Raw genomic sequence first — 17874 nt, 5'->3', positions numbered from 1 at the left:
TTAGTCCGTAGGAGTGACCGGTTCGGTTTTGGCGGCCGGTCGGCGCCGCCGTAGCTGGGCAAGCAGGTCCTTGTCGAGTGCGCCGACAAGATAGGCGGTCACGAAAAAGACGAGCATGCCCGAGATGCACAGGGCGGCGAGCGACCAGACCTTCTCGAAGACGTTGCCGCCATAGCGCCCCGCCATGAGTGGCATCAGCGCCCAGAGCACGCCGCCCATGACTGCACTGGCCACGATCTGGCGCGCGATGCGCGAGCCGAGCCGGGCGGTGAAGTGGAACCAGCCGCGCAGCTGCAGGATGGTGTAGAGCGTCGCCACGTTGAGCGTCGAGGTGAAGGCGGTGGCTCCGGCCAGGCCAACAATGCCGAAGCGCGGGACGACCGCGATGTTGACGGCGATGTTCACGATCAGCGTCCCGGCCGCAATCCACACCGGTGTGCGGGTGTCCTCGCGGCTGAAGAAGGCGGGCTGGAAGACCTTGACCAGAACGTAGGAGGGCAGACCGCAGACGAGGGCCACGACGATGGCGGCCATCGTGTCGCCATGGGCCTGGGTCATCTTGCCGCCCACGAAGAAGGCGGTGACGAAGGCAGGCGCGCAGATGGCGAGCGCAACGGCGGCGGGCAGGGTGAGCAGGCACGCGATCTCGACCGCGTTGGCCTGGAGGCGCTGCGCACCGGCGTCGTCGTGCGACTGGATGTGGCGCGCCAGCATCGGCAGGATCGCGGTGCCCAGCGCAATGCCCACGATGCCCAGCGGCATCTGGTTGAGGCGGTCGGCGTACTTCAGCAGCGTGAGCGAGCCCTGCTCGAGCGAGGTCGCAAAGAACGTGTCGACGAACTGGCTGATCTGGTAGACGCCCGCGCCGAAGGTGGCAGGCAGGATCAACATGCCCAGCTTGCGCACGTCCTTGGTGAAGCGCGGGGCCCGGACCTGAAGCTTCACGCCCGCCTTGCGCGTGGCCCAGGCCATGTAGACCAGCTGCGCGACGCCGGACGCGCTCACCGCAAGGGCGACGCACCAGGCGATGACCTGGTCCGAACCGCTCGCCTTGCCGAGAAAATAGCCAGTAACGATACCGGTGATGAGGACCACGTTGAGGAGCACTGGCACGAAGGCGCCGGGCGCGAATTTCGAATGGGCGTTGAGCACGCCCGAGAGCATCGCGACAAGGCTGACGAGGCCCAGATAGGGAAAGGTCGTTCGGCTGAGCGCGACGGCCAGTTCGAACTTGCCAGGCACCTCCTGGTATTCGCCCGCCAGCAGCCAGACGATCGCGGGCATCGCAATCATCGCGATCGCGGAGAAGCCGAGCAGCACCCATACGAAGACCGAAAGGACGTCGCTGGCAAAGCGGTCGGCCGCATCCTCCCCGCCGCCCTCGGACGGGTCGGCTGCCAGCGTGCGCGTGTACATCGGCACGAAGGCGACGGAGAAGGCACCCTCGGCGAAGAGCCGCCGGAAGGTGTTGGGAAGGACGAAGGCAAGCTGGAAGGCGTCGGCGGCAAGCCCCGCGCCCAGGACGCGGGCGAGGAGGATATCGCGGGCGAAGCCGAAGATGCGGCTCAGCAATGTGAGCCCGCCGATGGTGCCGACGTTGCGGACAAGACTCATGGCCTCAGATGCCCTCTTTTGCACGCCGGTGCCGGGATAACCCCGTTGTCGGACCGGCCGGCCTCCATCACGGGGGAACGTCGGGGGAGGGGTGGTCCTCTCCCCCGACAGATCAGGTCTGCGTAAGGTTTACGCAGTGTGCAGCCCTTTGATCAGGCGTTGCCCATCGGCGGATCGCCCGCGGTCGCGCCCTGCTGCTGCTGAGCCTGAAGCTGCTGGACGTAGAGACCGTTGAAGTCGATCGGCTCGAGCATGAGCGGCTGGAAACCGGCGTCGCGCACGGCGTCGGCCACCACGCGGCGAGCGAAGGGGAAGAGGATGCGCGGAGCTTCGGCGAAAAGGAAGGCATGGGCCTGGCCATCGTCGAGGCCGCGCATGCCGACGAGCGCGCAGTAGCTGAGGTCGACCACGAAGGCCGTGCCCGCTTCGCACTTGGACGCGCAGGTGATCTTCAGTTCGACTTCGTGGACTTCGCCTTCGATGGCCTTGGCCGCGATGTTGAACTGCACGTCGATCGCGGGCGTGTCCTGCCACTGGAACGACTGGGGCGCATTGGGATTCTCGACCGAGAGGTCCTTGATGTACTGCGAGATGATCCCGGCGCTGGGGCCTGCATCGCCCCCGTTGCCGAGGTTGAGATCGGAGATGACGTTGCCTTCGTCGGCCATGGTGGTGATTTCCCGCTTTAATCCATTGATCGTCCGGCTGCCTCGGGCGATAGGGCGCCGCAAGGAAGCGATTCTCGCGCGCTAGAGCATTTTTGCGCTTCGTGGAACACCCCAGTTGCGGGGCCGTTGTGCGGTTAGACGGCCGCAGGTGCATTCTCGCCCCGGGTTTCGCCCGCTATGTCGAAAAAATGCCCCGATCCGGCCGCACACGCGTTGTTCATTTGTCAATGCTACCTACATGGGGTTATGTTACGAAGATTACGGTCCCGGCAAACGCAGGCGCAAAGTACCTGGTAGCGGGGCCGAAGGAAGGAATGGGTACACGAACGTGACACCGGAAATCGTCATCCTGGCCATGATCGCAGCGTTTCTCGGCCTGCGGCTCTATTCCGTGCTGGGCCGCCGAGCCGAGCATGAGGAAGAGCCCATTGCCGGACGCTTCGAAGGGCAGCAGGGACAGCCCGGTGCGACGCGGCCCCAGGCGCCTCGCCGCCCCGAACTCCGCCCGGACGACCAGCCCCAGAGGGCTGGGCAGGACCCGCGCATCCAGCAGGTGCCGGTAACCTCGCCCACGGCCGAGCGTGGTCTCGCTGCCATTGCCGCTGCCGACCGTCGTTTCGACGCGCTGGCCTTCATCGAGGGCGCCCGCGGTGCCTATCGTCTCGTGCTGGAATCGTTCTGGAAGGGCGACAAGGCCGAACTGCGCGCCTTGTGCGACGCGCCTGTCTACGAGAGCTTCGAGAGCGCCATTGATGCGCGGATCGAAGCGGGCGAGACGCTCGACAACCGTCTCGTGCGGATCGAGGACGTCAAGATCGTGGCGGCAGGTGTGGAAGACGGCACGGCGCGCATCACGCTGCGCTTCCGCTCGGACATCGCCGCCGTCACCCGCGACGCGCAAGGCAATGTCGTTGCCGGTTCGCTCGACGATGCGATCGAGGCGGTCGATGTCTGGACCTTCACCCGGCAGGTGCGTTCGAGCGATCCCGACTGGATCCTCGAGGAAACCGACGCCGGTTGATCTTTCCCGCGCAAATGCGCAGGTAACGGGCAGGAAGCGCTGCAACGCTTCGCTGCCCGTTTCGTTTTTTCGGTCCTGCGAAGCCGGGCCCCATTGAATTTTTCTGGAGTGCCTGCCCCGTGGTCCGAGATCGCCTGTCAGCGTCCCTGTTCGAGCGCTGCCTCGCCTCTTCGCGTGCCTCGGTCGGCCGCATGGCGCTCATGGGCGGGCTTGCCGTGCTGCTGGCTTCGTGCGCGGGACGTGTCGAGGCTCCGGGCTCCGCAACCGCTCCTGCGCCGACCAATGCCTTGGCCGCCGGCGTACGTCCAGGGCCGGCCTTCGCGTCGCTCCCGGTGGGGGCAATGGATGCGGGCGCGGCACTGGCTGGTTTCGCCGAAAGCTGTCCCAAGCTCGTTGTCCGTGAGGATGTGAGCGGCCTGACTCGCGCCAAAGACTGGCAGTCGGCGTGTACGGCTGCAGCAACCTGGTCGCAGGGGGATGCCTCTCGCTTCTTCGCCACCTACTTCGAGACAGTCCGCGTGGGCGAAGGCGCGGCCTTCGCAACGGGCTACTACGAGCCCGACATCGCGGGTTCACGCGACCATGTCCCGGGATACGATGTGCCGGTCTACGGTGTGCCGGACGACCTCGTGCGCGCCCGTGAGGGCGATGCCGAGCGGCTCGACAACGGGCGCATGCCGGTCGGGCGCTACGACGAGGAGGGGCGCTTCACCCGCTACTTTGACCGTGCTCAGATCGAGGACGGCGCGCTTCAGGGCCGTGCCCCGATCATTGCCTGGGCGCGTGATCCGGTCGAGGTCTTTTTCCTCCAGGTCCAGGGTTCGGGCATGCTGCGTGCGCCGGACGGTGAGGTCATGCGCATCGGTTATGCCGGGCAGAACGGCCACGGTTATACCGCCATCGGCAGCCTGATGCGCCAGCGCGGGCTACTGGGCGATGGGCCGGGACAATATGCCGCCTCGATGCAGGGCATCATGCAGTACATTCGCGAGAACCCGGAAGAGGGTGCCGCGCTGATGCGCGAGAACCGCTCCTTCGTGTTCTTCCGTGAACTGACAGGTGACGGCCCGGTGGGCGCGCTGGGCGTGACGGTGCGGGCGCACGCGTCGGTCGCGACCGATCCCAAATTCGTGCCGCTGGGCGCGCCTGTGTTCCTCGACCTTGATCGGCATGAGGCCGATGGCCTCTGGGTTGCGCAGGACACCGGCGGGGCGATCAAGGGTGCCAATCGCTTCGATACCTTCTGGGGCAACGGCGAGGAGGCGCGCGCGACGGCGGGCGACATGACGGGGCGCGGAAACGCGCTGCTCCTGCTGCCCAAGGGCACCCTGGCGCGTCTGGGCGTGCTGTGAGGCGGCCGGGACGCCGCCTGAGCGAGGATGAAGCGCGCCTCTGGGGCGAAGTTGCGCGCACCGTCAAGCCGCTCGAACCTGCCGTGCGGCGCCCGGTTTCCCATGCACCTGTACCTGCCGAGAAGGCGACCCCTGCCCCGCCGGTCATCAAGAAGAAGGTGAAGGGACGCGTTCCGCCGCCGCTGGCGCCCAAGCCCGCTCCGGCGAAGGCGCCCAAGGGCGAGACCCAGTTGCATCTCGACGGCTCCTGGGAACGGCGGATTGCCAAGGGTACGCTCGTTCCCGACTTCAGCCTCGACCTCCACGGTTCGAACCTGGACTATGCGTATCGGCGGCTCATGGATGGCCTGTCGCAGGGCAAGGCCATGGGCGCGCGGGTGGTGCTGGTTGTCACCGGTAAGCCGCGCCCGGTTGACGCCATGGACCGGGGCGAGCGACGCGGCGCGATCCGGGCCAAGATCAAGGACTGGCTGATGGTGAGCGAGCACGCGAGCGACATCGTCGCCATTCGCGGTGCGCATCGGCGGCACGGCGGCCAGGGCGCGCTTTACATCGTGCTCAAGCGGCGGCGCTGAAGGTTCAAGAAAGAGATGATGCAAGGGGTCATCACCCCTTGACCCCAAAATCGGCGACCTCACCGTTCTCAAGCAGCGTTGTATGCGCAAGGTGAGGGGGGGGCCGTTTGGGGAGCCCGAGGGCGGCGGCCCTCGGAATCAGTCTTCCAGCCTTTATCTCTGTCCCGAAGGGGCAAGTCGCTGGAAGTTCTTCGTTTTTCTGGGAAGTGCCCGCGGCGTGCGCGTCGGCAAGAAGCGGGCAATGAAAAAGCCGCGTCCTCTTGGGCGCGGCTTTTGAATGGATCAGCTGAAACGGGCGCTCAGTTCGGAGGCTACTTCCTCGTTTCTTGCCAGCGCGAAAGTAAGCGGGCCTTTACGGCGCAGGGACTGGCAAATCCAGATGCCCTTGTCTTCGCAGTAGTCGCGCAGATCCTGGAAGTTTTCGTCTAGATAGGTGAAGCGGGAGAATTCTGAAATATTGTTGGTCATGGGGCTTATATACACGCAGAAGCCAAAAATTTCAACCCGCCGCAATCTGAGCACTTTTTCCCGGTTTCCTGCGGATTGCAGGCGGGCACGAGAGGCGGTTCGGTTCTCTGCATTCGCAGGTGCAGCATTCTTGCGGGCTGGCCCCATCACGCAAAAGGGGCGGGAAAGCGCCTGCGCGCTCCCGCCCCTGTTCACGTCCGCTGGTTGCGGTGTGGCTTAGGCGACGGCTTCGGCCGCTTCCTGGGCGCCCTGGGCCACGTCCGCCGGAGCCTCGTTGCGGATCAGGAAGTCGAAGGCCGAGAGGGCGGCCTTGGCGCCTTCACCCATCGCGATGATGATCTGCTTGTAGGGCACGGTGGTCGCATCGCCCGCGGCGAAGATGCCGGGAATGTTGGTCGCTGCCTTCTGGTCGATCACGATCTCGCCGCGGTTCGACAGTTCGACGCCGCTGTCCTTGAGCCACTCGGTGTTCGGGACCAGACCGATCTGCACGAAGATGCCTTCGAGCTCGAGGGTCTTTTCCTCGTCGCTTGCGCGGTCCTTGTACTTGAGGCCATTGACCTTCGCACCATCGCCGGTGACCTCGGTGGTCTGGGCGTTGGTGAGGATCGTCACGTTCTTCATCGACTTCAGCTTGTCGACCAGGACCTGGTCGGCACGCAGCTGGGTGTCGAATTCGATGAGGGTGACGCTGCCCACGATGTTGGCAAGATCGATCGCCGCTTCGACGCCCGAGTTGCCGCCACCGATGACCGCAACGCGCTTGCCCTTGAAGAGCGGGCCGTCGCAGTGCGGGCAGTAGGCCACGCCCTTGGTCTGGTACTCGGCCTCGCCGGGCACCCCAAGCTGGCGCCAGCGCGCGCCGGTGGTGAGGATGAGCGAGCGGGCCTTGAGCGAGGCGCCGTTGGTGAACACGACCTCGTGGTAGCCGCCCAGGTCCTTGGACGGGATGAGCTTCTCGGCCCGCAGCAGCGGCATCGTGTCGATGTCGTACTCGGCGATGTGCGCGTCCAGTGCGGAGGCGAGCTTGGGGCCTTCGGTGTAGGGAACCGAGATGAAGTTCTCGATGCCCATGGTGTCCTGCACCTGCCCGCCCATGCGTTCAGCGGCGATGCCGGTCGAGAAACCCTTGCGCGCTGTGTAGATCGCGGCGCCCGCGCCAGCCGGACCGCCACCGATGACGAGCGCCTCGAAGGGCTTCTTTTCGGCGAGCTTGGCTGCGGCCTTTTCGCCCGCCTTGGTGTCAAGCTTGGCGAGGATCTCGGCCACGTCCATCTTGCCCGAGCCCCACATGGTGCCATCAAGGAAGACTGCCGGGACGGCCATGACGCCGCGGTCCTCGACCTCGGCCTGGAAGGCGCCGCCCTCGATCAGGGTGGCCTTCACGCCCGGGTTGTTGAGCGCCATCAGGGTGAGCGCCTGCACCACGTCGGGGCAGTTGTGGCACGAGAGCGAGAAGTACATCTCGAATTCGTAGTCGCCCTCGAGCTCGCGGATCTGGGTGAGCACGTCCTCTTCGACCTTGGGCGGGTGGCCGCCGGCCCACAGCAGGGCGAGAACGAGCGAGGTGAACTCGTGGCCGAGCGGAACACCGGCGAAGCGTACAGAGGCTTCCGGGGTCGACGCGCGGCGGATTTCGAAACTGGGCTTGCGGGCATCATCGCCATCGAAGCTGGCCGAAACCTTGTCGGACAGTTCGGAGATGGTCGAGAGCAGCTCGCGGGTTTCTGCCGACTTCGCATCGTCGCCAAGCGAGGCGACGAGCTCGATCGGTTCGCGCAGCATGCCGAGGTACTGGGAGAGCTGTTGCTTCAGATTGGCGTCAAGCATGTCGGGGTCCTTTCGGGGAGAGAAGAAAGAGAATGCGTGAGGGGGAAGAAGGTGGCGGTCCGGGCTCTGCCGCTCCGGCTCCGGGCGCGCACGGGGGCGCATCCGGGGGAGGGAAGTCCCGGGCCGCGCACCGTCCGCACGCGACCCGGATATCGCGGGCGGCGCTCAGGCCGCCCGGCGATACGTTGTCGCGTCGGGCTTAGATCTTGCCGACGAGGTCGAGCGAGGGAGCGAGGGTGTCCGAACCTTCTTCCCACTTGGCCGGGCAGACCTGGCCGGGGTTGTTGCGCACGTACTGAGCCGCCTTGATCTTGCGGACGAGCTCGACGGCGTTACGGCCGACGCCTTCGCAGGTGATTTCCATGATCTGGATGACACCGTCGGGATCGACGACGAAGGTGGCGCGGTCGGCAAGGCCGGCTTCACGCAGAACGCCGAACTTGTTCGACAGCTCGTGGTTCTGGTCGCCGAGGAAGGCGAACTTGAGCTTGCCGATCTTCTCCGAGGTGTCGTGCCAGGCCTTGTGGCTGAAGTGCGTGTCGGTCGAAACGCCGAACACTTCCACGCCCATGCCCTGCAGGGTCTCGTACTGGTCGCCGAGGTCTTCGAGCTCGGTCGGGCAGACGAAGGTGAAGTCGGCGGGGTAGAAGAAGAACACGGCCCACTTGCCGGCAATGTCGCCTTCGGAGACGTCGAAGAAGTCCTTGCCCTGCTGGAACGCGGTGTTGGTGAACGGCTGGATCTTGCTGCCGATGATACCCATGAGAAATCTCCCTCGCTTGGGTGTGTTGAACTGACGAGGCTGAGATAGGCGGACCAGGTGACATTTTGTAGCGGGATGATCCGATTGGGTTGATCGATTTACGCGATTACCGGGTGATCGATTTAGCGAATTAGTCGATTATCGGCGGAGGTCTGCGGTTTGTGCCTCCCGATGCAGGGCAAGCGCGCGGCGGGTGGGCCACGCACTATGCGACGGCGCGTGTCATTGCCGCGTTGAGCTTGGGGCTCGGGGCGGCTAAGTCCCTCGCCATGGCAGACAATCACCGCGACGAGCCGCGCCCCGGCGCACCCGCCAATCCTGACCGCCGCCGCGTCCTCACCGGCATGGCCACCGCGGCTGGAGCCGCTGCGCTTGGCGGGCTGGCGTCTGAAGACGCTGCGGCGCGCACGTCGGTGCAGAAGGGCGGCGCGTCCCTGCCGCCCAGCGATGCCGAGCTCGCTGCGCATATCGATACGGTCGTGGTGATCTACGCGGAGAACCGCAGCTTCAACAATCTCTTCGGCGATTTTCCGGGGCTGGAGCAGCCGCTGTCCGAGGTCTCACCCGAGCGTGCGCGCCAGCGCGACCGCGACGGCTCTCTCCTCGAAACCCTGCCCCCGATCTGGGAGGGCATGGTCCCCCACGAGCAGGTTGTGGAGCATCAGACGATCGCCATTGGCCCCGATGATCTGGCGCCGCTCGCCAACGCGCCGTTCGTGCTCGCAACGCCCGAGGGCGATCCGTTGCCCCACGGCGTGGTGACGCGCGATCTGGTCCATGCCTTCTACAACAACCAGCTCCAGATCAACGGCGGGCGCAACGACGGCTTTGTCGCCTGGAGCGATGCGGGCGCGCTGCCCATGGGCTACTATGGCGACAATGCGGCGAACCTGCGGCTGTGGCAGATCGCCCGCGATTTCACGCTGTGCGACAACTTCTTCATGGGCGCCTTTGGCGGCTCGTTCCTCAACCACCAGTACCTGGTCGCGGCGCGCCCGCCGTTCTATCCGGACGCCGATGCGAGCCCGGCCAAGGGGCGCATCACGCATTTGGAGGGCGAGGATCCCAAGGGCATCGTGCCCAAACAGACCGCGCAGTCACCGGCCAGCGCGATGGACGGGCCCGTGCGGTTTGTACCCAACAGCCTCTCGCCCGATTTCTATGCGGTCAACACGATGCTGCCGCCCTTCGCCCCGACATATGAGCTGGACCCGGATCGCCCCGGCTATGCCAACGCGCAGAGCAGCCACACGCTTGTTCCGCAAAGCCACGAAACCATTGGTGACGTGCTTTCCGAGAAGGGCGTGGACTGGGCCTGGTATGCAGGCGGATGGGCAAAGGCGCTGGAAGGTCATCTCAACTCGGCCGACTTCCCCTCGCGCCCGAACTTCCAGCCGCACCACCAGCCGCTGAACTACTACACGCAGTTCGCACCGGGCACCGAGGCGCGCGAGGCGCACCTGCGCGACGCGGGCACGGGCGAGACGGCGCGGACCAACCGCTTCCTGGCCGACGCCAAGGCGGGCACGCTGCCCAGCGTCACCTTCTACAAGCCGCAGGGCAACCTCAACATGCACGCGGGCTATTCCGACGTCGATGCGGGCGACCGCCACATCGCAGGGATCGTCGAAGCGCTGAAAGCCTCGCCGCAGTGGGAGCGGATGCTGGTTGTCATCACCTTCGATGAAAACGGCGGCTGGTGGGACCACGTCGCCCCGCCCAAGGGGGACCGCTGGGGGCCGGGTACGCGCATCCCCGCGCTGATCGTCTCACCCCATGCGAAGAAGGGCGAGGTCGACCACACGATCTATGACACCGGCTCGATCGCGCGCTTCCTTACCCGCCGCTTCGGCCTGCGCAAGCTGCCGGGGCTGGCCGAGCGCGAGCAGGCGATGATCGCGGCCGGAGGCCCGCCGCCGGGTGACCTGACAGGCGCGCTGCGCTTCGGCTGATCCAACCGGGCGGGCGGATCAGTTGGAAGGATTGAGCCGCCCGGCCTCCAGGATCGGCAGGCCGCCTTCGGTCGGCACGTAGATGATCTGTCCCCGGGACTCCTCGAGGTTCTGGATATAGAGGTAGCGCAGGTACCCTTCGGGGCCGCCCAGGCTGTCCGCGACGATGCGGTTGGCTTCGGCGAGGCCCTTTGCGCGCTCGACTTCAGCGGCGGCTTTCAGCTTGGCGCTGTCGAGCGCGGCCTGCGCTTCGAGAACGGCGATGCGGCGGTTCTGGGTTGCCTGCGCCAGTTGGGCTTCGCCCGCAACCTGGGCGTTCCAGACCCGCAGGCCATTGTAGGCGGCGCACGATCCGAGGCCTCCGCCGACGAGCACGACGATCAGAAGAATAAGTGCCAGGCCGACCCGGATCAGGCTGTCGGACGTATGCCCCATGTGCGAACCCCTCAGTTGCTGTTGGCGCCATGTCTAGCCAGTTGGGCGCGCTACACCAGCGGAATCGGATCAGGGGTGTGCGATATTCAGCTTGTATTCCCTAGGGTTGGCCGCTCTGTGCGGCGCGGACGAGGCGGGTGAGGACCTGGTCGAGCGCGGAGAGAAAGCGCGAGCGGTCCTGCCTGGAAAAGGGCGGCGGTCCGCCGATCTGATCGCCTCCGGCGCGAAGGTCAGCCATGATCGCGCGGGTCGCGATGGCGCCGCCGATGGAGGCCATGGTGAAGGGCTTGCCGTTGGGCGCCAGAACCTCGGCGCCCGCCTTCAGGCAGCGGTCCGCCAGCAGGATGTCAGCGGTGATGACGACCGAGCCCTTGGAGCAGTTCTCGGCAATCCAGTCATCGGCTGCGTCGAAGGCATCGCTCACGATCTGGCGTGAGACGAGGGCACTTTGCGGAATGCGGATGATCTGGTTGGAGACGACAACGACCGGCACCTTGTAGCGGGCGGAGACCTTGTAGGTCTCTTCCTTTACCGGGCAGGCGTCGGCGTCGATCAGGATGCGAAGGGAGGTCAAACCGAGCGAGGCCGCCTTAGCCGCACTGCCCGCGCTGGAGCAGCTTGTGGTCGGCCAGCACCAGCGCCATCATCGCTTCGACCACGGGGACACCGCGAATGCCCACGCAAGGATCGTGGCGACCCTTGGTGAACAGTTCGGTGGCCTCGCGCTCGCCCTTTTCGTTGGGGCGGGTCACGGTGGGCTGGGGGGTGAGGATCGAGCTGGTCGGCTTGAAGGCGACGCGGCAGGTCACCGGCTGGCCGGTCGAGATGCCGCCCGCAATGCCACCTGCGTGGTTCGCGAGGAACTCGGGCGCGCCGTCGGGGCCGGTCTCGGTGTTGGGGCGCATAGGGTCGGCGTTGCCTTCCCCGGTCAGGCGTGCGGCAGCAAAGCCATCGCCGATTTCCACGCCCTTGACCGCGTTGATGCCCATCATCGCGGCGGCAAGGTCGGCATCGAGTTTGCCGTAGAGCGGGGCGCCCCAGCCTGCAGGCACGCCGCTGGCGTAGCATTCGACCACCGCGCCGACCGACGATCCGCTCTTGCGGGCATCATCGACAATCGCTTCCCAGCGCTTTGCCGCGGCTGGGTCCGGGCAGAAGAAGGGGTTGTTGCCGATCTCTTCCAGGTCGAAGTTTGCCGGATCGATGAGGTCGCCGCCAATCTCCGAGACGTAGGCAACGATGGTGACTTCGGGGATGACGAGGCGGGCGACCGCGCCGGCGGCCACGCGGCTGGCGGTTTCGCGCGCCGAGGAACGTCCGCCGCCCCGGTAGTCGCGAAAGCCGTACTTGGCGTCATAGGCATAGTCTGCGTGGCCTGGACGATAGGCACGGGCGACGTCCGAATAGTCCTTCGAGCGCTGGTCCACGTTCTCGATCATCAGGCTGATCGGGGTGCCGGTGGTGCGCTGCACGCCGTCCGGAGCCTCGAACACGCCCGAGAGAATGCGGACCGCGTCCGGCTCCTTGCGCTGCGTGGTGAACTTGCTCGTACCCGGACGGCGCGCGTCGAGGAAAGGCTGCACAGCGCTTTCATCAAGCGCGAGGCCCGGGGGGCACCCGTCGACGACAGCGCCGATGGCAGGCCCGTGGCTTTCGCCCCAGGTGGTGAATCGGAACAGACGGCCAAACGTGTTTACGGACATAGCGGGCGCTTTGTCGCGCAACGCATCGTTTGTCCAGTATTAGCGCTTGCATACGATTGTTGCGGGCCCCATCTCGGACCGCGATGTTTCTCGTCGTCTTCCGCAACCGCAAACGCGCCGATATCGATGGTGCGGCTTACGCCCGCGATGCCGCCGCAATGGAGGACCTTGCGCGCCGCCAGCCCGGCTTCCTCACGTTCAAGAGCTACACCGCCGAGGATGGCGAGGTCGTGGCGCTCTCCGAATGGGCGGACGAAGCGGCCGCGCGCGCCTGGGGGCGCCAGGCCGAACATGCGCGGGTGCAGGGCGAGGGACGCCATCGTTACTATCACAGCTATACCCTCTTCGCGTGCGATTCGCCGCGGATCCATGAATTTGAGAACAAGGAGGCCTCTTCGTGAGCCTTGAAGTCTACGGCATTCCCAACTGCGACACCGTGAAGAAGGCCCGCAAGTGGCTTGAGGCGCGGGACATCGAATACACCTTCCACGACTACAAGAAGGAAGGGGCCGATCCGCAGAAGCTGGCAGCCTGGGTCGAGGCCGAGGGCGTCGAGACGGTCCTCAACAAGCGCGGAACCACCTTCCGCAAGCTGTCGGACGAGGACAAGGCCGATATCGATGCGGCCAAGGCGGTGCGGATCATGGCCGAGCACACCAGCACCATCAAGCGGCCGATCGTCGAACACCCCAAGGGTATCCTGGTCGGCTTCAACCAGATGCAGTGGGAAGCCGTACTGAAGTGAACGAAGTTTAACAGTTAGAGAAATGAAGTCCGAGGGCCATCGCCCTCGGGCTCCGCAAACTGTCTGGCTCACCTGTGTCGCGCTGCGGTTTTCGAGAAAGGTGAGGTTGCCGATTTTGGGGTCAAGGGGCGATGGCCCCTTGAAAATCTACTTCTTTTTTAGCCCTCGACCGAGGTTCCAAAGAGCGCCGCAGCCAGGCCTAGCACGGTCAGCGCCCCGAACCCGGCAATCCGCAAAGGCCCGGCGCCCGCGGTGCGCGAGCGGATCGCCGCAAGCGCGGACTGGATCGCGTAGTAGAGCGCAAAGGCGCGGCTGGCGAAGCTGACGATCACGAAGACATCGGCCAGCCAGGTGAGGGCAAGGCCCGCTGCGATCAGCAGGACATAGGTGGGCTTCATGCCGAAGCGCTGGTGCGTGAGTTCGGCAACGAGCCCGCCCGAGCCGTTTGTGTCGGCCACCGCGGCGCTGAACTGGGCGCTGAGCGCTGCGAGTATCAGCAGCGGCCCCAGGAGCGCCGAGACGGTGCGCATCATGTCGATAATCGCGGTTTCACTGAGTTCGAAGCTGCCACTGCGAAAGCTGACGGCGAGGAGCACGACGTAGGCCATGTAGATGGCGCTGGCGATTGCCTGGGCCAGCTTCATCGAACGCTGGCGCTCGGCGGCGCTATAGTGATCGCCCAGGTAGCGCGAGGTCTCGAAGCCCTGGACCGTGACGATGAGGCCGAACATCAGCTGCAGGGCGGGCCAGGCGCCGAGTGTCATGCCGCTGCGCGTGACCGTTCCGGTCTCCCACTCGATCCCGGCGTGAACCGCAAGCGCGCCGATGAGGGCGGCGATGATGATGAGCTTGATCGAGACGGTAAGCTGCTCGAGCCGCTCCAGGAGTGAAAAGCCCTTGGTGAGGCCCGCCAGCAGGATCAGCGCATAGGCCCCTGTGGTGATGAGCCGGGCGAGCGTGTCGGAAGGCGCGCCGAAGATGCGCGCGGCAAAGGCGCCGAAGAGGTTGAGGTAGTAGGCAACCGAGATCACGTAGGCGAAGGCGAGCGCCCAGCTGGAGATGCGCTCCAGGCCGGTCGAGAGCGGCGTCTCGTGCGCGCCTTCCTCCAGCCTGGCAATGTTGGTGCGGATCGCTGCGCCGAAGAGGTAGCCCGCAAGACACAGCAGCGCCATCGCGGCAATGCCCCAGGTGCCGAAGCTGTCGGTCAGGATCGGCCCGAGGATCAGGAACCCGCTGCCGATGATCGAGGCCAGCGGAGTGATCCCGGCGCGCCACAGCCGGGCGCGCGACAGACGCGGCCAGGCGAGCAGCGCAGCGGTGCCGAGCCCCGCAAGCGCGAGGGCGATCTCGATGCCAAGCTGGCCCATGGGTGCGGGGCTCAGTCCTCGGACACGCCCGCGCGGCGCGCGGTGACGATGAAGTTGAGCGAAAGATCCTCGGAGAGGTGGAGCCCGCGCGCCGGTGACCAGGAGATCCCGGTGGGCTCACCCAGTGCCAGGCCCGCCTCTGTGGCAAGCTGCGTCAGTTCCTCGAAGGTGGGGAAAGCCGACCAGTCGTGCGTGCCGCGCGGGACCATGCCGAGCCGCTCGGCGCCCTCGACCAGCAGCAGGCGCGAGAGCGCGCTGCGGTTGGGGGCCGAAAGGATCATCAGGCCGTCCTCGGCAAGGGTGGCGGCAAGACCTTTGAGGAACGCGGCCTTGTCGGCGACATGCTCGATCACCTCGAGCGAGCAGACAAGATCATAGCCAACAAGGCCCAGACTGGAGAGCTCGCCGCAGCGGTAGTCGATGGCAAGGCCCGACGCCTCGGCGTGGGCACAGGCCGCCGCGATGTTCTCAGGGGCGGCGTCGACGCCGGTGACCTCGCCGCCCAGGCGCGCGAGCGGTTCGCACAGCAGGCCCGCGCCGCAGCCCGCGTCGAGCACGCGGCGTCCGGCCAGCGGCTTGAGCGCGCGCGAATCGCCTCCGAAATGCGCATCGATCGCCCTGCGGATGAAGCCAAGACGCACCGGATTGAGCTTGTGCAACATGCCCGAGGAGCCCTTGGGATCCCACCATTCCGCGGCCATCGCGCCGAAGTGGGCGGCTTCCTCGGGGCGGATCGTGGCCGGGGTGGTCGTGTCCGGATTTGCCTGCTCGGGCGCACGGGGAGTTGCATTGTTCATAAGACCCCCCTAACAGCGCGCCCGAACCTTATCCATATTGCGCGTCGATTGAAATTTTCGCAAACCGCCGCGCAATCCCCTTTTTTGACGGGAGCACTGACACCTTGGCCCGTATCGTGATGAAATTCGGCGGCACCTCCATGGCCGGGACCGAGCGAATCCGGCGCGTGGCGGGTATTGTCAAACGCCAGCAGGAAGCCGGGCACGAAGTGGCCGTGGTTGTCTCTGCCATGGCGGGCGAGACCGACCGGCTGGTGAATTTCTGCCGCGAAGCCAACGCGCTCTATGACCCGGCCGAGTACGACGTGGTCGTTTCTTCGGGCGAGCAGGTGACCTCGGGTCTCCTCGCGCTGACGCTGCAGTCGATGGGCTGCAAGGCCCGTTCGTGGCTGGGCTGGCAGGCGCCGATCAAGACCGACGATGCCCACGCCAAGGCCCGCATCGAGGACATCGATCCTGAAGGCGTGCTTGCCTCGATGGCCTCGGGCGAGATCGCCGTGTTCCCCGGCTTCCAGGGCGTTTCGCCCGAGGGCCGCGTGACCACGCTTGGCCGCGGCGGCTCGGACACCTCGGCGGTGGCGGTTGCCGCGGCCATCGGCGCGGACCGCTGCGACATCTACACCGACGTGGACGGGGTCTACACCACTGACCCGCGCATCGTTGCCAAGGCCCAGAAGCTGCCGCTCGTGACCTACGAGGAAATGCTCGAACTCGCCTCTGTCGGCTCGAAGGTGCTGCAGACCCGCTCGGTCTCGCTCGCCATGAAGGAAAACGTGCGCGTGCAGGTGCTCTCCTCGTTCATCGACGAGAACGCCCCCTCGGCGGACGACCTGCCCGGCACGATGATTGTCAGCGATGAAGAATTGGAAGAAAGCGACATGGAACGCCAGCTGATCACCGGTATCGCCGCCGACAAGAACGAGGCGAAGGTTACCCTTACCCGCGTGCCCGACCGTCCGGGCGCGGTGGCCTCGATCTTCACCCCGCTTGCCGAGGCGAACATCAACGTCGACATGATCATCCAGAACGTGGCGAAGGAAAAGGGCGAGACTGACGTCACCTTCACCGCGCCGATGGCCGATCTCGCACGTACGCTGGCCATGCTCGAAGAGCGCAAGGAACAGATCGGCTTCTACCGTCTGATCTCGAATGACAGCGTCGCCAAGATCTCGGTCGTGGGCGTGGGCATGCGCAGCCATGCGGGCGTTGCGGCGACCATGTTCAAGACCCTGGCGGATCGCGGCATCAACATCCAGGCGATCACCACCAGCGAGATCAAGGTCTCGGTGCTGATCGACGCCGACGAGACCGAACTGGCCGTGCGTGTGCTGCACTCGGCCTACGGGCTCGACGCCAAGGGGTGACCCCAGGCCTCCGGCTGCGGCCGGAGCGACATTGCATTACCAATGGCCCGGACGGCTCCCTGAAGGGGCTTTCCGGGCCGTTTGCGTGTGAACATCAGGCGAGATCGTCTTCGCGGACCTGGGCCAGCGCGACGAGATAAGTGCGCACGTCCACCGGCCATCCCGCCACGGCCTCTCCGAAGGCGGCCATGTCGCCCGCAAAAAGCTGGCGCGCCGCGTCCTCGAACCCCGGATAGTCCCCGGCAAGAGCCGCCATCGCGCGGTAGCAGCGCTCCTGCGCGGTGCGCAGGGCCGTGCGTCCGCCATCGGCCCGCCGCGCCTCATCGACAAGCCGCCGGAGCGCCTGCGATGCGCCGCCAGGTTGGCGCGCAAGCCAGTCCCAGTGGCGCGGCAGCAGCGTCACCTCGCGGGCGGTCACGCCCAGTCGGGGGCGGCCGCGCCTGCGCGGTGGTTCCGGCTCCTGCGGGGCAGGGGGCGCGGTATCGCGCCAGTCGAGATCGACCACCCGGCCGCTGGCATCCTCGAACACCACGACCCCGGTCGGATCGGCGCGAAGTTTGCGGACAAGCTCCGCCCGGGTGCCTGTGGCCAGGCGGGTACCGTCGCGGAAGGCGGTGCAGGTAGTGGAAAGCGACGTGCTCATAATTTCACCCGGATAAATTGATCTCGGGGCCAGGTCAATATATCCGGGTAAAAATGATTCGCCGCGAAGGGAGGCTCACACCATGATGAACAAGGAACACCGCAAGGGCCTGCAGGCCGACTACCGCCGCAAGGTGGCGCGCCCGGGCATCTACGCGCTGCGTGCCAGCGATGGCGGAGTGTGGGTGGGGGCGGCCAGCGATCTCGATGCGATTGCCAACCGGGTCCTGTTCACGCTGCGGCAGGGGACGAGCCCGCACCGCAGTCTGCAGGCAGCGTGGAATGCGGCGGGCGAGGGCGGCCTTGCCTGGGAGGAACTGGAGGAGCTGGATGGTGAGGAGCTTGGTCTTGCTGTCCCGCGCGTGCTCAAGGAGCGCCATCTGCACTGGCGCGAGACGCTGGGCGCGACGCGGATCTAGGTTGGGCGCGCGCAGTCGGCACGCTCCTGTGTGCAATGCGACACAGCGGGCGTCATAGGCGCTTTTTTTCGTGTCGATTTACCGCTACGCGGATAGTGTCGGGCTTGAGAATATATCGTGCCTGCCCGTGCAACCTAGTCTCAAACGCAATAATAGAAC

Annotated in this window: 19 protein-coding genes; 8 read left to right on the top strand and 11 right to left on the bottom strand. The window is 66.0% G+C overall.

All coding sequences use genetic code 11. The features are described 5' to 3' along the window. Both murJ and secB read right to left on the bottom strand, forming a co-directional pair. The gene (murJ, locus tag MTR65_RS14905; protein ID WP_243801557.1) at positions 1-1614 is read right to left on the bottom strand and encodes a murein biosynthesis integral membrane protein MurJ; all 1614 of its coding nucleotides are present in this window, start codon (positions 1612-1614) and stop codon (positions 1-3) included. Positions 1615-1766: 152 nt separating this feature from the next. After that, a complete protein-coding gene (gene secB / locus MTR65_RS14900; RefSeq protein WP_226633105.1) occupies positions 1767-2282 on the bottom strand; it encodes a protein-export chaperone SecB in 516 nt (171 codons plus the stop codon). Positions 2283-2610: 328 nt separating this feature from the next. On the opposite strand from secB, the gene MTR65_RS14895 reads away from it, so the two are divergent. From MTR65_RS14895 to MTR65_RS14885, 3 genes are all read left to right on the top strand, one after another. Then, complete coding sequence (locus MTR65_RS14895; protein WP_039388240.1) at positions 2611-3303, top strand: Tim44/TimA family putative adaptor protein; 693 nt, start codon at positions 2611-2613, stop codon at positions 3301-3303. A 191-nt stretch (positions 3304-3494) separates the two neighbouring features. Next, the gene (gene mltA / locus MTR65_RS14890) at positions 3495-4655 is read left to right on the top strand and encodes a murein transglycosylase A (protein WP_268739475.1); all 1161 of its coding nucleotides are present in this window, start codon (positions 3495-3497) and stop codon (positions 4653-4655) included. Continuing rightward, positions 4652-5230, top strand: coding sequence for a Smr/MutS family protein (locus MTR65_RS14885; RefSeq protein WP_243801553.1), 579 nt, complete (start codon positions 4652-4654; stop codon positions 5228-5230). Before mltA ends, MTR65_RS14885 begins: the two co-directional genes overlap by 4 nt. 282 nt (positions 5231-5512) lie before the next feature. Here the strand turns inward: MTR65_RS14885 and MTR65_RS14880 are convergent, their stop codons facing one another. From MTR65_RS14880 to ahpC, 3 genes are all read right to left on the bottom strand, one after another. Continuing rightward, complete coding sequence (locus tag MTR65_RS14880; protein WP_213501041.1) at positions 5513-5698, bottom strand: hypothetical protein; 186 nt, start codon at positions 5696-5698, stop codon at positions 5513-5515. 216 nt (positions 5699-5914) lie between these two features. Next, on the bottom strand, positions 5915-7528 hold the full coding sequence (ahpF, locus tag MTR65_RS14875) for an alkyl hydroperoxide reductase subunit F (RefSeq protein WP_243801551.1): 1614 nt from the start codon (positions 7526-7528) through the stop codon (positions 5915-5917). 199 nt (positions 7529-7727) lie between these two features. After that, positions 7728-8291, bottom strand: a complete 564-nt coding sequence (gene ahpC / locus MTR65_RS14870) for an alkyl hydroperoxide reductase subunit C (protein WP_243801548.1) — start codon at positions 8289-8291, stop codon at positions 7728-7730. Positions 8292-8560: 269 nt separating this feature from the next. On the opposite strand from ahpC, the gene acpA reads away from it, so the two are divergent. Continuing rightward, entirely contained in the window at positions 8561-10243 is a 1683-nt protein-coding gene (acpA, locus tag MTR65_RS14865; RefSeq protein WP_243801546.1) for an acid phosphatase, read from the top strand. A gap of 18 nt (positions 10244-10261) precedes the next feature. On the opposite strand, the gene MTR65_RS14860 is transcribed toward acpA, so the two are convergent. The 3 genes from MTR65_RS14860 to aroC all read right to left on the bottom strand — a co-directional run bounded on the left by MTR65_RS14860 (position 10262) and on the right by aroC (position 12381). Beyond that, positions 10262-10678 (bottom strand): SPFH domain-containing protein, encoded by a 417-nt coding sequence (locus MTR65_RS14860; RefSeq protein ID WP_226633117.1) that lies wholly within the window; start codon positions 10676-10678, stop codon positions 10262-10264. A gap of 100 nt (positions 10679-10778) precedes the next feature. Then, a complete protein-coding gene (locus tag MTR65_RS14855) occupies positions 10779-11252 on the bottom strand; it encodes a YaiI/YqxD family protein (RefSeq protein ID WP_243801544.1) in 474 nt (157 codons plus the stop codon). A gap of 16 nt (positions 11253-11268) precedes the next feature. Then, positions 11269-12381, bottom strand: a complete 1113-nt coding sequence (gene aroC, locus MTR65_RS14850) for a chorismate synthase (RefSeq protein WP_243801542.1) — start codon at positions 12379-12381, stop codon at positions 11269-11271. Positions 12382-12464: 83 nt separating this feature from the next. Between aroC and MTR65_RS14845 the strand changes: the two genes are divergently transcribed. Together MTR65_RS14845 and MTR65_RS14840 are read left to right on the top strand one after the other, a co-directional pair. Continuing rightward, positions 12465-12782, top strand: a complete 318-nt coding sequence (locus MTR65_RS14845; RefSeq protein WP_243801540.1) for an antibiotic biosynthesis monooxygenase family protein — start codon at positions 12465-12467, stop codon at positions 12780-12782. Beyond that, the gene (locus tag MTR65_RS14840) at positions 12779-13126 is read left to right on the top strand and encodes an arsenate reductase (protein WP_243801538.1); all 348 of its coding nucleotides are present in this window, start codon (positions 12779-12781) and stop codon (positions 13124-13126) included. Before MTR65_RS14845 ends, MTR65_RS14840 begins: the two co-directional genes overlap by 4 nt. A gap of 158 nt (positions 13127-13284) precedes the next feature. Here the strand turns inward: MTR65_RS14840 and MTR65_RS14835 are convergent, their stop codons facing one another. Further along, positions 13285-14493, bottom strand: coding sequence for a hypothetical protein (locus tag MTR65_RS14835; RefSeq protein ID WP_243801536.1), 1209 nt, complete (start codon positions 14491-14493; stop codon positions 13285-13287). 11 nt (positions 14494-14504) lie between these two features. Then, positions 14505-15290, bottom strand: coding sequence for a bifunctional 2-polyprenyl-6-hydroxyphenol methylase/3-demethylubiquinol 3-O-methyltransferase UbiG (gene ubiG / locus MTR65_RS14830; RefSeq protein WP_243801534.1), 786 nt, complete (start codon positions 15288-15290; stop codon positions 14505-14507). A 104-nt stretch (positions 15291-15394) separates the two neighbouring features. Between ubiG and MTR65_RS14825 the strand changes: the two genes are divergently transcribed. Further along, a complete protein-coding gene (locus tag MTR65_RS14825) occupies positions 15395-16654 on the top strand; it encodes an aspartate kinase (protein WP_413465087.1) in 1260 nt (419 codons plus the stop codon). Between the two features lie 94 nt (positions 16655-16748). On the opposite strand, the gene MTR65_RS14820 is transcribed toward MTR65_RS14825, so the two are convergent. Further along, on the bottom strand, positions 16749-17297 hold the full coding sequence (locus tag MTR65_RS14820) for a DUF2239 family protein (RefSeq protein ID WP_243801532.1): 549 nt from the start codon (positions 17295-17297) through the stop codon (positions 16749-16751). 82 nt (positions 17298-17379) lie between these two features. Between MTR65_RS14820 and MTR65_RS14815 the strand changes: the two genes are divergently transcribed. Further along, the gene (locus tag MTR65_RS14815; RefSeq protein ID WP_243801529.1) at positions 17380-17715 is read left to right on the top strand and encodes a GIY-YIG nuclease family protein; all 336 of its coding nucleotides are present in this window, start codon (positions 17380-17382) and stop codon (positions 17713-17715) included. Positions 17716-17874 lie beyond the last annotated feature (159 nt).

This window comes from Novosphingobium mangrovi (assembly GCF_022818885.1).
GTDB classification, from domain to species: Bacteria; Pseudomonadota; Alphaproteobacteria; order Sphingomonadales; family Sphingomonadaceae; genus Novosphingobium; species Novosphingobium mangrovi.
This window is presented reverse-complemented; position numbering and strand designations above follow the sequence as displayed.